This window comes from Dyella sp. 01N448, from assembly GCF_056399225.1.
Genome location: NZ_JBFTQX010000002.1, coordinates 139,795 through 154,174, shown reverse-complemented (window position 1 = coordinate 154,174; position 14,380 = coordinate 139,795). Strand labels below are relative to the sequence as shown.

The window sequence follows — 14,380 nt, the reverse complement described above, 5'->3', positions numbered from 1 at the left end:
AGCCCGGCATCACGGCGTCGGCGGTGAGTTCGCAAGCAGCTGGCGATAGCGGCTGAGTGCCCATAGCGGAAAATACGCGGTGTACCCGTGGTATTTGAGGAAAAAGACGCGTGGAAATCCCGGTGCATTGAAGCTGGGGTGATACCAGAGATCGGCCTCGGGCTCGCCCGGCGCCTGCTGCTGATCCAGCAGCCAGCGAATACCGCGATGCGCTGCCTCCGACGTGTGTTCGCCCGCCGCAAACAGCCCGAGCAAGGCCCAGGCCGTGCTGTGCGCCGTGCTTACGCCGCCGTTGCTGCCACGCAGTGCGGCATCGAAGTAGCTGTCGTTGGTTTCGCCCCAGCCGCCGTCGGCATGCTGCCTGGACAGCAGCCAGGTGACCGATTGCCGTATCCATGGCTGCTGCATGTCCTGGCCTGCGAGCGCGAGGCCGGCCAGCACCGACCAGGTCCCGTAGATGTAATTGGTGCCCCAGCGCCCCCAGTACGAGCCATCCGGCAGGCGCGCAGCACGCAGGTAGGCGATGCAACGTTCGATGGCGGGCTGGTCCTGCGGGCGATTGAGGATGCCCAGCAAGGCCAGCACGCGTCCCGACACATCTTCGGTGGGCGGATCGAGCATGGCGCCGTGATCGGCGAAGGGAATCTCGTTGATGTGATAGTGCGTGTTGTTGCGGTCGAACGAGGCGAAGCCGCCATTGTCCGATTGCATGCCGACCAGCCAGTCTGCCGCGCGCTCGATGCGATCGCGATACTGGCCTTCACGCGGGGTGCCGCGGACCGCCACATGCATCAGCGCGGCAATCACGGCCGTGTCGTCGAGGTCGGGAAAGTACGCGTTGGCGTACTGGAAAGCCCATCCGCCAGGCGCCAGATCGGGCGCCTGCACGGCCCAGTCGCCCTTGAGTTCCAGTTCCTGCAACGGCGCCAACCATGCCATGGCGCGGGTGACCGCCTCTTGCGTCGCATCATCGGGCGAAGCTCGCAGCAAGGCGATGGCTGACCAGCCGGTATCCCACACGGGCGACACGCAGGGCTGGCAATACGCCGTGCCGTCATCGCGCTGCACGATCAGTTTCTGCAGTGAACGCAAACAAGTGGCGCGGGCGGGATGGTCTTTCGCATAGCCCAGCAGATCCATCGCTTCGAGTGCGTTGACCATGGGCGGAAAGATCGCGCCAAGGCCATCTTCGCCATTGAGTCGGGCAACGAACCATTGCTCGGCCCGCTGCACCGCCCGGCGACGCAGGCTGCCGGGAATCAGTGGATCGCAGGCGCGACCCAGCTTGTCCAACACCAGGAACACTTTGCTGATGAAGCCGCCGCCCGTGGCGAAGTAGTGGCGTTCCTGCTCCGGCGGCGTCACGAACAGTTCTGCAATGCCGACCTGGCGCGGATTCTTGGCCTTCGCCTTCATCGTGCAAAGGATGAACAGCGGCACCATGGTGCTGCGCGCCCAGTACGACACCTTGTCCAGGTGGAACGGCGCCCAGCGGGGGAACAGCATGATTTCCACCGGCACGTACGGCGCGGCGCGCCAGGGCACCTGGCCGAACATGGCGAGCAGGATGCGCGTGAACACATTGCTTTTTGCTGCGCCACCCTTGGCGAGGATCGCCTCGCGCGCACGGCGCATATGCGGCGCGTCGGGTGAATCGCCTGCCGCCTTCAATGCGTAATACGACTTCACCGTGCACGACAGGTCGAGCGCACCGTCGTGGTAGAGCGGCCAGCCGCCGTGGGTATCCAGGCGCTGCTTGAGGCGGATGTAGCGCGCGAGCTTCTCCTGCAGCACCTCATCGATCTCGTCGATGAAATGCATCATCAGGATGTACTCGGACGAGATCGTGCAGTCCGTTTCAAACTCGAAACACCAGTGACCGTCCGCGCGCTGACGCGCCATCAGGGCCTGTCGCGCCCGATCAATGGCCCGGTCGATGCGATCCGGATCGACAAGGCCGGGATCGAGAGTCGGTTGACGCGTGTTGGGCGGGGCAGGGTCGGCGACGGTGGCTGGTGAATCCGTCATAGCGATCGCGCGTTTTTATACTGCGATGTCCGTCGCCACGGCCAGGCGGCGTTGCCGGCCTGGGGCACGTCCCACTCCGCTGCCAGGGGCGTGAGCGGCAGCTTGCGCGCCGCCGCGCCGAACAGGAAGCGCACGGCCGGATCGTACTTGTCGCTCAGGCGCGTCAGGCCGATCGTTTGCGCGACGGCGGCACGCGACACCTTTACCTGGGTGCCGGAAGAGAAGTCGAGCCTGTCTTGCAGATTGCGCAGCGTGAGCACGGCCAGGCCGATGCTCCACAGGCAGAAGCGCCGGAAACCGGCGTGGCGCGCCGGCACGATCAGCGTGTATTCCACTGCGCGGCAGAGATGTGCATGCGCAATGCCGATCAGTTCGATCATGGCGTCGGCATAGTGTGCATCCTGCTGGCCGGCACTCAGGTCCTGCAGCTCCACGCCGTGGCGCGCAAACACATCGTGCGGCAGCCAGCACACGCCGTGGCTGCGGTCTTCCCACTGGTCCTTCAGGATATTGGTCATCTGCAGGCCCTGGCCGAACGAGATGGCCAGGCGCATCAAGGTCCGTGTCTGCGGCACCAGTTCCGGTTCGAAATCGATCAGCAGCTTGGTCAGCATCTCGCCGACCACGCCGGCGACGTGATAGCAGTAGCGATCCATGTCGCGCTGCGTGTCCAGTCCTTGCAGGCCGACCACGCGCTGGAAATCGTGCATGCCTTGCGACATCACGCGCAGGCATTCGACGATGGCGTCGTGCTGGACAGGATTGAACGATTCGGTGATTTCCAGCACCAGCGGCAGCCGGAACATCAAGTCGCGTTCGCTTTCGGAGGTGGCATCGGAAAGTCGCGGCGCGATATGGGCGGCGAATTCGCGTGCGTCCATGCGCCCGGTCACGGCGTCGACGAAGGCTTTTTCGTAGCGGCCTTTTTCTTCCGCGCTGAACGCGGGTTCGTCTTCGATGGTGTCGGCGATGCGACAGAGCAGGTACGCGTTGGCCACGACGTCGCGCAATGCCGGTGGCAATTGCGGAATCGTCAGGGCAAAGGTTCGTGACACCTTGGGAAGAATGGCTTCCTGGTAAGCGCCGGCGTTGCTTGGGGCGATCGCAGCGGCGTGTTTCGCTTCAAACATGGGCATGCCTCGGCCTTCTTAGTATTCACATACAGAGAATCCAGCGACATCGGCATGGTATCACCCTGTCTGTGAGAGACGCCGCCCATCTGATCAAAGCGAATGTCATCGATTCGTAGAGACGCGTGGATACGCTTTGAAAGCCTGGGGAAAGCGGACGTCGACCGGACAGGCACTGGTGCCGGTGGCGCCGATGCGACTACCGTGGCCGCACGCGCCGATGTCTGCGTCGTTCGTACATAATGACCTCCCACTCCTCCCCGAGTTCAGGGAACGACTGCCTTATGTGTCCAGGGTCCAGGCTGGCGATGGTCGTGTATACCTTGGTATTGCTTCCGTGCGGTCGCTAGTTACTGGCGCCACCGGATTCGTCGGCTCCGCCGTGGTGCGGCGGCTGCTGCGCGAGGATCATCATGTGCGCGTGTTGGCCCGCGCCGGTTCCGACCGGCGCAACCTGCAGGGCCTGGACGTGGAGATCGTCGAAGGCGATCTGACCAACGCGACCTCGCTGGCAAGGATTTGCGACGACTGCGATGCCTTGTTCCATGTCGCTGCCGATTACCGGCTGTGGGCGCCGCATCCGCAGGAGCTTTATCAGACCAATGTCGAAGGTACGCGCGCCTTGCTCGAGGCGGCGCGGCAGGCCGGTGTGCCGCGGGTGATCTATACCAGCAGCGTGGCGACGCTGGGCATTCCCAGGGACGGTACGCCTGGCAGTGAAACCACGCCGGTATCGCTGGCCGATATGCTCGGTCACTACAAGCGCTCGAAGTTTCTTGCCGAGCAAGTCGTCGCCGGTTTCGCCGCCGAAGGCCTGCCGGTAGTCATCGTCAATCCCTCCACCCCGATCGGACCGCGCGACATCAAGCCCACGCCCACCGGGCGCGTCGTGCGCGACGCGATGACCGGTCGCATGCCGGCCTATGTGGATACCGGGCTCAACGTCGTGCATGTGGACGATGTCGCCGACGGACACTGGCTGGCGTTCAAGCACGGCGTGGTGGGCGAGCGCTACATCCTGGGCGGCGCGGACATGAGTCTGCGCGAGCTGTTGTTCGAGATTGCCGAGATCGTGGGCGGCACGCCGCCGCGCTGGCGCCTGCCGCATGGCGCGGTGATGCCGGTGGCGTACATGGCAGAGGCCTGGGCGCGCATGACGGGCAAGCCGCCGATCGCCACCGTGGAAGAGGTGCGCATGTCGCGCAAGCGCATGTACTTCAGCAGTGCCAAGGCGGAGCGGGCGCTGGGTTATGCGGCAGGGCCGGTGCGACTGGCGCTGGAAGATGCGGTGGCCTGGTTCAGTCTGCATCGCTAGCGCGATGCGTTCGCGCACAGGGTGCGCTCCTACAAGGGAGGGACTCAGCGCAGGAAGCGGCGTGCCAGGCGCGCCATGCGCGGCACGAACGTGGGCCGCAGCAGGCGCTCGTCGTAGCCGCCCATGCGGAAACTGTCCTGCGCCAGGCACATGTCAAGCAACTCGCCGATCTTCAGGTCCAGTCCAATCTGCTGATGACCGGTGATGGTGAAGTTGGCGTCCTGCATCTCGCCGTTGTTGTCCAGGCCCTTGGCGATGCCGATGCGTTCCCAGATCAGGAACAGCCACACCCGCAGCACTTTCAGCTCGAACGCCGGGCGCCGCCACCACGGCAACTGCTTGCGATACCACGCCACCCAGTTGGCGAAGAACAGGATATGGCGCGCCTCTTCCTGCATCACCGGTTCGAACGTATCCACCAGTTCGGCCGGAAAATAACCGGTGCGCTTGGCCGACTCGAACAGGCCGAAGGCGAAAAAACTGTCGATGCATTCGCTGTAGCCGGTGACCAGCCAGCCCCATTCGGGATCTTTCGGTACCTCGTACTCGGGTTCGGGCGCCAGCGTGATGCCGTAGGCTGCCACCATCTTGCTCAACACCACCTTGTGGCGCGCTTCCTCGTCGCCATCCATGGTCAACGCTTCATGCAGCAGCGGATCGGCGATGGTGTTGGTATAGGTCGCCACGCGCAGCTTGGCCTTGCCCTCGGTCTGCACGGCGATGTCCCAGATCGGCAGCGAGGTGATGCGATGCAAGGTGTCCGCATCCAGCGCCGGCCATTCGATCACGGCCGGCTTATACGGGTTGTGCGTGTCCAGGATCATCCGGCAGAACAGCCGCTTGTGGGCATCGGAGCCGATCTTGATGTGTCCCGGCTCATTGCCAGCCCAGTGGCGCATGCTGTGGTCGGCGGCGGCTACGGCGTCATGGGACACGGTTTCACCTCGTGGTGTTACGACAACTTCCGGTCTGGTGCATCGGCCAGTGATGGCTTGCGGCGCGACAGCCAGCGGCGGTGCAGGCGGTGTGCTTCCGCCCACTGCCACGACAATAGCGCAGGCACGCCAAAGCCTACCTCACGCGCACGTTTCACCAGCGACAAGGCGATCGCAGCATCCGCGGGCAGCCCGATGATATTGCCGAACAGCACCAGGCCGCCTTCCTGCACGCCCAGTCCGGCGGGCACGAAAAAAATAATGTGACGCACCGCCTGGGTGGTCGCCTCGATGGCAATCGCGTCCCATACGGAAATGGGATAGCCCAGCAGATACAGCGCCAGCCAGCTTTCGAAGCTGCCCACCACGAAGCCTGCGACTTGCCAGGCGCAAGCGATCGTGAGGCGTGCGGGCTTGCCGTACAGCTTGCGCACTTCGTCGTCCAGGCGGGCGCCGTCGAGCAGCTCGGTGAAGCGCGAGGGCCCGCCAAGCAGCTTTTCCGCAAAGGCCTCCAGTCGTGAAAAGACCTGCCCGTGACGGAATAACCAGACCAGCCCGATCGGCAGCGGCAGCGTGGCGATCACCGCCCAGATCACCGAATTGAGCGTGCCGATATGGCCCGCCATGCCGATCAGCAGCAACAGGCCCAGGGCCACGAAGATGTATTGACTCACCAGGGTCAGCAACACCTCGATGATCACGCTCGCAGCCACCGGTGCGCCTTCCAGGCCGCGCCATTTGACCAGCCGGATGCCGACGATTTCGCCGCCCACGTTGGCTACGGGTAGCAGTCGATTGCAGGCTTCGCGCACCGTGGCGGCCCAGAACAGGAACGGCACGCGGGCGCGTCCGTGCGGATCGCTGGGAGCGATCAGGGCGCGCCAGCCGAACACGTCCAGCAACAAGGGCAGTGCGTGGAACGGCAGCAGCCACAGCAGGGCCCAGCCGGCATGGTCGAAGGCGTCCTCGATGGCCGACCAGTTCTGGTGCGTTACCAGGATGATGGCGGCCACCAGGCCGAGCACGCCGGCGAGATAAACGAAATATTTCATGCCGCCGCCGGATCGCTGAAGCCATTGCAAAGCTGGCAGTGTTCGGCCACGGCGCGCCGCACGCGCGGCGACAGCAGTGCGGCCAGTTCGTCGGCGTGGCGATAGTTCGCCATGGTGGGCGTCAGTTCGCCGTGCGTGGCCGGATGCAGGTAAAGCTCGCTCAGGCCGCGAGGCAGCCGCTGCAGCACATCCAGCAACGCCTGTTCGTCCATCGCGCCGGTTTGGCGGATGCCGAACACATGGTCGTTCGATTGCATGCCGGCGCGGCGCAAACGGAAGCGCATCAGCGCCAGCCAGGGTTTGAGCCAGGGACCGGAGCCGGGTTCGGCCGGCCAGCGTACCGCGCGCAAGCCGTGCTCGCGGCCAATGGAAAGGATCAAGGAAAGTACCGTCGGATGAAGATGGAAGTGCTTGTGTGCGTTGACGTGATCGAGCGGCAAGCCCGTCGCGGCAAACGCCTCGAACTGCGCGCGGATCTCTGCTTCAAGCTGCCGTCGCACATAGGGCAGAAAGAAAAACCGAAAGCCGTCGCGCACCATATCGTCGCCGAAGCGTCCGCGCGCGTCGACCAGTTCGGGAATCTGCGACGGCGGCAGGGCCGACAGCCCGTCGGCAAGCACCAGATGCAAACCCACCGCGAGGCCGGGCAGGCGCTTGGCGCGGGCCACCGCATCGGCGACGGCGGGTGCCGTCACCATCAGGCTGGCAGCACGCAGCACGCCTTCCCGGAATCCGCGTTCCACGGCGTGATTGACCGCAGGGTGCAGGCCGAAATCATCGGCCGTCACGATCAGTCGTGGGCGCGCGGATGCGGGTGCTTCGGTCATCGGTAACGCACGGGTCGCGCCGTCATGCCTCGTGCGCGTGCAGGAAGCGGAAGAACTCCACGCCTTCGCGCAATCGCCTCTTGGTCATCTCCCAGCTGCCGGCCATTTCCTTCACGATCTCCCAGATCTTGGACGGGCGGAAATAGAAGCTGCGGTAGAAGGTTTCCACGCCGTGGAAGATTTCTTCTTTGGACAGGTGAGGGTAGCTGATCATGGCCAGCTGCACGCCCTTGTCGTTGACCGTATTGGCGGCGGTGTTGTGTTCCAGCCAGCCGTTTTCGATGGCCTGCTTGTACAGCGTCGTGCCCGGGTAAGGCGCAGCCAGCGACACCTGGATGGTGTGCGGATTGATCTCCTTGGCGTATGCGATGGTGCGCGCAATGGTTTCCTTGGTTTCGCCCGGCAGGCCCAGGATGAAGGTGCCATGCACGGTGATACCCAGCTTGCGGCAGTTCTCCGTGAAGGTGCGCGCGATATCCGTGCGCAAGCCCTTCTTGATGTTGTGCAGGATCTGGTCGTCGCCCGACTCATAACCCACCAGCAGCAGGCGCAGGCCGTTTTCCTTCATGATCTTCAGCGACTCGTACGGCACGTTCGCCTTAGCGTTGCAGCTCCAGGTCCAGCCCATGGCGTGCAGGCCGCGCGCGATCTCGTGCACGCGATCCATGTTGGAGCTGTCGGTGAAGGTGTCGTCGTCGAACATCAGCTCACGCACTTCCGGCATGTTCTCCTTGATCCACTTTGCCTCGGTCAGCACGTTGGCAGCGGAGCGCACGCGGTAGCGATGGCCGCCCACCGTCTGCGGCCACAGGCAGAACGTGCATTTCGACCGGCAGCCGCGGCCGGTGTAGATCGACACGTAGGGATGCAGCAGATAGCCGATGAAGTAACGGTCTATCTTCAGGTCGCGCTTGTAGATGGGAGCCACGAAGGGCAGGTCGTCCATCTGCTCGATGGTGGCGCGCGACGGGTTGTGCTGCACGCTGCCGTCGATCAGTTTGTAACTGATGCCGGCGATGTCCTTGAAGGCGCGGCCTTCGGCCACTTCCTTGCAGGTGTAGTCAAACTCCTCACGCGCCACGAAATCGATCGCGGGCGAGGCCAGCAACGATGCATCAGGCTCCACGGCCACCTTGGCGCCCACCATGCCGATCAGGATGTCGCCGCGGCGCTGCTTGATCAGCTCGGCGAATTTCGCATCGGTGGGAAACGATGGCGTGCTGGTGTGGATGATCACCAGGTCGTATTCGGCGGCGATGTCCAGCGTTGCTTCCACCGACAACTCTTCCACTGGCGCATCCAGCACGCGCGAACCGGGTACGAGCGCCGCAGGCTGGGCGAGCCAGGTGGGATACCAGAAACTCTTGATCTCGCGTTTGGCCTGGTAGCGCGAGCCCGCGCCGCCATCGAAACCGTCAAACGAAGGGGCTTGCAGAAAAAGCGTCTTCATGGATTGCCAAGCTCCTGCAGTTGTCCGCAATGAGTTGTTCAACACACCAGTCACCACTTGTTCAAGGATAGCGCGATGGCGCATGGTCGCGCGCATGCAAGATCTGGCCGCGCCAATCCACTCGCCAGTGGACCAGTGCGCCAGCCCATTCCAGCAGCAACAGTGTGTCGCGAAAAGGGGTGAGCCACAGGTCCTGCCAACGGTTGGATCTTGCGGTGCTTGGCCAGGACACGAGGTAGCGCCACAGGCGTGCCAGGACTCCCAACGCGGCCACGATCAGGCAAGGCAGCGTGGGCGAGAGCAACAAGGCCAGCACCAGCAGTGGCCAGCTGTAGCACACGAAGCTGAAGGTGAATCCGGCCGGTGATATGGCGCGGATCGTGCGCAGCCAGCGCATTTCATGCGACCACAGCTGGGAGAGTTGGTTTTCGTTCACCTGCGTGCCGACCACCACGTCGCTCAGCACGGTGCGCAAGCCTTGCTGGCGCGATCGCTCGCCCAGCCAGAAATCGTCGGCAAGCGTGTCCTTGAGTGCCGACAGGCCGCCGATCGCATTCAGCGTGTCGCGTCGCACGGCAATGGTGGAACCGAAGGCGAAGCGGGTGGAACCAAACGCGTGGGCCAGCCGTACCGATGGCGCAAACCAGTCGTCGATAAACAGGCGCCCTAGGCGGGCCGTCCATCCATCGCCCGCCACGCCGTGATACAGACAGGTCACGATGCCCACGCCCGGATCGTTCAGCGGTGCGGTGACGCGCGCCAGATGATCCGGCGCCACGCTGATGTCGGCATCGGCCAGCACCAGCCAGTCGTAACGCGCCTGCGCCAGCAGGTTGATCAGGTTGCTGACCTTGAGGTTGGCGCCGTGGACCGTGGGATCGATCACCAGCGCCATGGCGCGTTCGGGGAACTCGCGCTGCAGGCGCTGCACGACGGCAATCGCCGGATCCTCGGGATCGCGCACGCCGAACAGGATTTCGTAATGCGGGTGGGTTTGCTTGCAGAAACCTTTCAGGTTCTCGTAGAGGCCGGGCTCGGCGCCGTGCAGCGGCTTGAGTACGCTCACCGGGCGGCTTGCCTGATCGTTCACATCCGCTCGCGGATGCTGGTTGCGGCGCTCGCAGCGGAACCAGGCCCACAGGCTCAGGCACGCATAGGCCGTGGTGCACCCGGCCAGCACCAGGCCAATCCATGACAGCAGCGATAGGGCAGCGGGAGGGGACATGAGTTCGGTCAGCACGCGGTCCGTCATTCCTTCCAAAGTTAATGCATGCACTTCGTGAAAGCGCACGTTTTGCGGCTGTTTCGGCAGGCTGCATGGATCTTGACGCTATGCCTGCTGCAGGGCGTGGCGCTCGCACAGACGCCGTCTGCCGACGCTACGCCGGGCACCGCCATCGAGGGCGACTGGCTGGTGGAAAGCCGCGACGCCATTATCCGCATCGAGCGCGATGGTGATGCGTTTGTCGGCAGCATTGTGTGGCAGCTGCACGATACCTATGGCCCTGAGGACGGCGCCGAGCTCAACGGAAAAACCGTCACCGATCGTCACAATCCCGATCCGGCGCTGCGTTCGCGCCCATTGACGGGCCTGCGCCTGCTATGGGGATTGCGTTACGACGCCGAGGCGCACGCCTGGGTGGACGGCCGCGTCTACAACGCCGACAACGGCAAGGAATATCACTGCGAAATTCACCTGCGCTCACCGGACCGGCTGGTGTTGCGCGGTTTCATCGGCATCACGCTGCTCGGTGGAAACACCACGTGGACACGCACGCATGAGCCGTTTCCGGCGCCGGCGAGCAGTGTTCATTCAACGCAATAACTATCCTTTGGTATGAACGGCGCCCGCGAGGGACTACTCGCCTTCGCTCATCCTTGCTAGCCTGAGTGCGCCATCGATGTACGGTCGAACGTGCGTCGCGCCAGATGTGACGAAGATGTGATGACCGGGCGTGTACTGCCGCCGTCCGTCGGAAGAGAGAGGTTTGAGCCTTGGCTAACCGCGAGTTGGACTTCAACGAAGGAAGCTGGTCGAAGAGTGTGGTGTCCTTTCAGGACGAACCCCTGGTGCTGGTCGACGAACACGACCGCGAAACCGGCTTTCTCGACAAGGCGAGCGCGCACCACGGACAGGGCATTCTGCATCGCGCGTTTTCGCTGTTTGTGTTCAATACGGACGGCGAGCTGCTGCTGCAGCAACGCGCCGAAGGCAAACGCCTGTGGCCGGGTTACTGGTCCAATACCTGCTGCAGCCATCCCCGGCGCGGCGAGACGATGGAAACAGCCACTCATCGTCGCCTGGCCGAGGAGCTCGGCCTGCAGTGCGAATTCCAGTTCCAGTTCAAGTTCCAGTATCAGGCGCAATTCGATGACGAAGGCGCGGAACACGAGCTTTGCTGGGTCTACGCCGGCCGTACGGATGCGGCTCCCGTCGCCAACAGGCTTGAGATCGCCGCGCTGCGTTATATCGCGCCCGATGCGCTGGATCGTGAGATCGCCGCGCATCCGGAGCATTTCACGCCATGGTTCAAGATCGAATGGGAGCGCTTGCGTCGCGAACACGCGCATGTATTTGCGCCGCCCGCCAGCCTGGCGTCCTGAACGCCACATCGCCGCGACGTGGCTATACTCGATCCCGTGATGAAGGCGACTGGCATCGATCGCAGCGCGTAACATCCATCCGTCAGTGATGAGGAGATTCCGTTGGGCATTCCTCTTATTCAGCAAACCAAGATCGCGCGTTACATCATCGGCAAGAAGGTCAGCGGGCAGAAGCGTTATCCGCTGGCGATGATGTTGGAGCCCTTGTTCCAGTGCAATCTCGCCTGCGCCGGTTGCGGCAAGATCGATCATCCCAAAGAGATCCTGCAAAAGCGCATGAGCGTGGAAGACGCACTGCGCGCGGTGGACGAATGCGGCGCGCCGGTGGTGTCGATCCCCGGCGGCGAGCCGCTGATCCACAAGGAGATGCCGCAGATCGTGCAGGGCCTGATCGCGCGCGAGAAATTCATCTACCTGTGCACCAACGCGCTGCTGCTGACCAAGCACATCGACGAATACACGCCGTCGCCGTATTTCACCTGGTCGGTCCATCTGGACGGCTTGCAGGAGCAGCACGATCAATCGGTGTGCATGGAGGGCGTGTTCGACAAGGCGGTGGCGGCGATCAAGCTGGCGTTGTCGCGCGGTTTTCGCGTCACCATCAACTGCACGCTGTTCAACAACGAGAAGCCGGAAGAAATTGCCGAGTTCTTCGACTTCGCCATGTCGCTTGGCATCGAAGGCATCACGGTGTCGCCCGGCTATAGCTACCAGCATGCGCCGCGCCAGGATGTCTTTCTTGGGCGCACCGAGAGCAAGCAGCTGTTCCGCGATATTTTCCGCATCGGCAAGGAACGCAAGAGCAAGTGGGTGTTCAACCAGTCGTCGATGTTCCTGGACTTCATCGCGGGCAACCAGAGTTACCAGTGCACGCCGTGGTCCAACCCCACCTACAACATTTTCGGCTGGCAGCGGCCGTGCTATCTGCTGGTCGACGAGGGCTACGCCAGTTCGTACAAGGAATTGATGGAAGAGACGGCCTGGGAGAAATACGGCGTCGGCATCAACCCCAAGTGCGACAACTGCATGGCGCACTGCGGTTTCGAGGGCACGGCGGTGGACGACACCTTTGCGCATCCGCTCAAGGCCGCGCGCGTGGCGACGTTCGGTCCGCGCATCGATGGCGCAATGGCGCCGGATCTGCCGGTGATGTACGGCGACCGCGTCGATGCCACGGCGATCCATATTCCCATCAGCGCGATCCAGCGCAGAGGCTCGTCGTCCGGGGCCGACGCCGGGCACTGAGTCATGTGGCTGCTCATTGGCGCCATCGTCCCGGTCGTGATGTGGCTGGGACTACTGCTGGTGCCGTGGCGGCCATGGAGTACGCGCGAGCATCTGGAGGCTGATGCGTTGGCCAGCATGCGCCTGGACGACGTCACCGTATTGATGCCTGCACGCAACGAAGCCGACGTGATCGGCAGCACGCTGCGCGCTTTGCAGGCGCAGGGCAGTGGACTCCAGATCATCGTGGTCGACGACCAGTCGGCCGACAGCACGGCCAGTGTGGCGAGCTCGTATCCCGGTGTTCGCGTGATCCAGGGTGCGCCCTTGCCGGAAGGTTGGGCGGGCAAGCTGTGGGCGCTGGAGCAGGGCAGGCAGCAGGTACGCACGCCGCTGACCTTGTTGCTGGATGCGGATATCGAGCTGCGTCCCGGCATGTTGGCCACGCTGCTGTTGCACAAGCAGCGCGAGCAGCGGCAGTTCGTGTCGATCATGGCCGACCTGCGCCGCACCAGTTTCTGGGATCGCCTGTTGCTGCCGGCCTTCGTCTATTACTTCAAGTTGCTTTATCCGTTTGCTTTGTCCAACTCGCCCTCGCGCTGGGTGGCGGCCGGCGCGGGCGGCTGCATCCTGGTGGATACCGAGGTGCTTGAACGCATCGGCGGCTTCGGCAGCCTGCGCGATGCGTTGATCGACGATTGCGCGCTGGCACGTCAGGTGAAGCGCGCGGGCGGCCGCACCTGGATTGGCTTGAGCCGCGATGTGCTGAGCCGGCGGCCGTACGGCAGCTTCGAGTCGATCCACGGCATGGTGGCGCGTTCGGCCTTCACCCAGCTCGGCTATTCGACGACGGTGTTGCTGCTGGTGACGGTGTTGTTCCTGTGGGCTTACGGGGTGCCGCTGGCCTTGCTGGCCGCACCACAGCTGTGGCCCTGTGCATGGATCGCGCTGGGCGCCATGATGCTGGGCTACCTGCCCATGCTCAGGTACTACCGGATGCCCCTGTGGTGGGCCTTGCTGCTGCCGCTGGGGGCGGGGCTATACCTCGGCATGACCTGGAGTTCGGCGCTGCGCTATTGGCGCGGCGTGCGCTCCCAGTGGAAGGGGCGGGTCTACCGCGCGGACGCCTGAATTGCCTTTTTAATCAGTCGCTTGAAAATTATTCATGGCGGCGTGCTGAATCTCGCTCGGTGAGAATGCCATCGTGCTATCTTGATTACCGTCCCACTAATCAAGTCGCCCCATGCCTCCTTCCGACCACGGTGGACGCCGCCCGGGAGCCGGTCGTCCCGCCGGTGAACCCAGTCAGCGCATACGCGTACCCGACAGCCAGGTACCGGGCGTGCTGGCCTATCTGGAGGCCTACCGCAGTCCGGCCACGCTGGAGGCGCCGCGGCCGCTGTCGCTGGAGCCATCGACGGTCGCGCTGACGGCTTTCCTCAGTCGCGTGCCGGCCGGCCTGCCGTCGATCGCCGACGACGATGTCGACGAAGTGGTCGACCTCAACGAGCACCTCGTACTGCCCGGCCACGAGCCGAGCACCTTCATCATCCGCGTGTCGGGCTGGTCGATGATCGGCGCCGGCATTTTCGATGGCGACGAGGTGCTGGTGGATCGTGCGCTCGCGCCGCGCCAGGGCGACATCGTAGTGGCGATGGTCAACAACGAGCTGACCATCAAGCGGCTGGGCAAGGTGGATGGGCATATCGCGTTGCTGCCGGAAAACGCGCACTTCAAGCCCATCGTGTTCCGCGAGGGCGAGACGCTCAGCGTGTGGGGCGTCGTCACCCGTTGCCTGCGCACGTTGCGCTGAGG

13 protein-coding genes are annotated in these 14,380 nt (G+C 63.7%); 6 read left to right on the top strand and 7 right to left on the bottom strand.

Annotated elements, in window-relative coordinates; all coding sequences use genetic code 11:
* Positions 1-9 precede the first annotated feature (9 nt).
* Together shc and AC1DKY_RS03155 are read right to left on the bottom strand one after the other, a co-directional pair.
* Entirely contained in the window at positions 10-2,028 is a 2,019-nt protein-coding gene (shc, locus tag AC1DKY_RS03160) for a squalene--hopene cyclase (protein ID WP_441602271.1), read from the bottom strand.
* Positions 2,025-3,164 (bottom strand): phytoene/squalene synthase family protein, encoded by a 1,140-nt coding sequence (locus tag AC1DKY_RS03155; RefSeq protein WP_441602270.1) that lies wholly within the window; start codon positions 3,162-3,164, stop codon positions 2,025-2,027. Before AC1DKY_RS03155 ends, shc begins: the two co-directional genes overlap by 4 nt.
* 331 nt (positions 3,165-3,495) lie before the next feature.
* Between AC1DKY_RS03155 and hpnA the strand changes: the two genes are divergently transcribed.
* The gene (gene hpnA / locus AC1DKY_RS03150; protein ID WP_441602269.1) at positions 3,496-4,473 is read left to right on the top strand and encodes a hopanoid-associated sugar epimerase; all 978 of its coding nucleotides are present in this window, start codon (positions 3,496-3,498) and stop codon (positions 4,471-4,473) included.
* 44 nt (positions 4,474-4,517) lie between these two features.
* Here the strand turns inward: hpnA and AC1DKY_RS03145 are convergent, their stop codons facing one another.
* From AC1DKY_RS03145 to hpnI, 5 genes are all read right to left on the bottom strand, one after another.
* Positions 4,518-5,408 (bottom strand): ferritin-like domain-containing protein, encoded by an 891-nt coding sequence (locus tag AC1DKY_RS03145; RefSeq protein ID WP_441602268.1) that lies wholly within the window; start codon positions 5,406-5,408, stop codon positions 4,518-4,520.
* A 17-nt stretch (positions 5,409-5,425) separates the two neighbouring features.
* Positions 5,426-6,460, bottom strand: a complete 1,035-nt coding sequence (locus tag AC1DKY_RS03140; RefSeq protein WP_441602267.1) for a lysylphosphatidylglycerol synthase domain-containing protein — start codon at positions 6,458-6,460, stop codon at positions 5,426-5,428.
* A complete protein-coding gene (gene hpnK, locus AC1DKY_RS03135; protein ID WP_441602266.1) occupies positions 6,457-7,287 on the bottom strand; it encodes a hopanoid biosynthesis-associated protein HpnK in 831 nt (276 codons plus the stop codon). The genes AC1DKY_RS03140 and hpnK overlap by 4 nt, the downstream gene beginning before the upstream one ends.
* 22 nt (positions 7,288-7,309) lie before the next feature.
* A complete protein-coding gene (gene hpnJ, locus AC1DKY_RS03130; RefSeq protein ID WP_441602265.1) occupies positions 7,310-8,737 on the bottom strand; it encodes a hopanoid biosynthesis associated radical SAM protein HpnJ in 1,428 nt (475 codons plus the stop codon).
* Positions 8,738-8,798: 61 nt separating this feature from the next.
* On the bottom strand, positions 8,799-9,962 hold the full coding sequence (gene hpnI, locus AC1DKY_RS03125; RefSeq protein ID WP_441602264.1) for a bacteriohopanetetrol glucosamine biosynthesis glycosyltransferase HpnI: 1,164 nt from the start codon (positions 9,960-9,962) through the stop codon (positions 8,799-8,801).
* Between the two features lie 54 nt (positions 9,963-10,016).
* Between hpnI and AC1DKY_RS03120 the strand changes: the two genes are divergently transcribed.
* The 5 genes from AC1DKY_RS03120 (at position 10,017) to AC1DKY_RS03100 (ending at position 14,378) form a co-directional block, all read left to right on the top strand.
* Complete coding sequence (locus AC1DKY_RS03120) at positions 10,017-10,562, top strand: DUF2147 domain-containing protein (RefSeq protein ID WP_441602263.1); 546 nt, start codon at positions 10,017-10,019, stop codon at positions 10,560-10,562.
* 170 nt (positions 10,563-10,732) lie between these two features.
* On the top strand, positions 10,733-11,341 hold the full coding sequence (gene idi, locus AC1DKY_RS03115) for an isopentenyl-diphosphate Delta-isomerase (RefSeq protein WP_441602262.1): 609 nt from the start codon (positions 10,733-10,735) through the stop codon (positions 11,339-11,341).
* Between the two features lie 102 nt (positions 11,342-11,443).
* On the top strand, positions 11,444-12,586 hold the full coding sequence (hpnH, locus tag AC1DKY_RS03110) for an adenosyl-hopene transferase HpnH (RefSeq protein ID WP_441602261.1): 1,143 nt from the start codon (positions 11,444-11,446) through the stop codon (positions 12,584-12,586).
* Positions 12,587-12,589: 3 nt separating this feature from the next.
* Positions 12,590-13,696, top strand: a complete 1,107-nt coding sequence (locus tag AC1DKY_RS03105; RefSeq protein ID WP_441602260.1) for a glycosyltransferase — start codon at positions 12,590-12,592, stop codon at positions 13,694-13,696.
* 112 nt (positions 13,697-13,808) lie between these two features.
* Positions 13,809-14,378, top strand: a complete 570-nt coding sequence (locus AC1DKY_RS03100) for a LexA family protein (RefSeq protein WP_441602259.1) — start codon at positions 13,809-13,811, stop codon at positions 14,376-14,378.
* Positions 14,379-14,380 lie beyond the last annotated feature (2 nt).

Bases quoted from the DNA above. Each gene is read 5' to 3' on its own strand.
- shc (WP_441602271.1), bottom strand. From the start codon at position 2,028: ATGACGGATTCACCAGCCACCGTCGCCGACCCTGCCCCGCCCAACACG.
- AC1DKY_RS03155 (WP_441602270.1), bottom strand. From the start codon at position 3,164: ATGCCCATGTTTGAAGCGAAACACGCCGCTGCGATCGCCCCAAGCAAC.
- AC1DKY_RS03140 (WP_441602267.1), bottom strand. From the start codon at position 6,460: ATGAAATATTTCGTTTATCTCGCCGGCGTGCTCGGCCTGGTGGCCGCC.
- hpnK (WP_441602266.1), bottom strand. From the start codon at position 7,287: ATGACCGAAGCACCCGCATCCGCGCGCCCACGACTGATCGTGACGGCC.
- hpnJ (WP_441602265.1), bottom strand. From the start codon at position 8,737: ATGAAGACGCTTTTTCTGCAAGCCCCTTCGTTTGACGGTTTCGATGGC.
- hpnI (WP_441602264.1), bottom strand. From the start codon at position 9,962: ATGTCCCCTCCCGCTGCCCTATCGCTGCTGTCATGGATTGGCCTGGTG.
- AC1DKY_RS03105 (WP_441602260.1), top strand. From the start codon at position 12,590: ATGTGGCTGCTCATTGGCGCCATCGTCCCGGTCGTGATGTGGCTGGGA.
- AC1DKY_RS03100 (WP_441602259.1), top strand. From the start codon at position 13,809: ATGCCTCCTTCCGACCACGGTGGACGCCGCCCGGGAGCCGGTCGTCCC.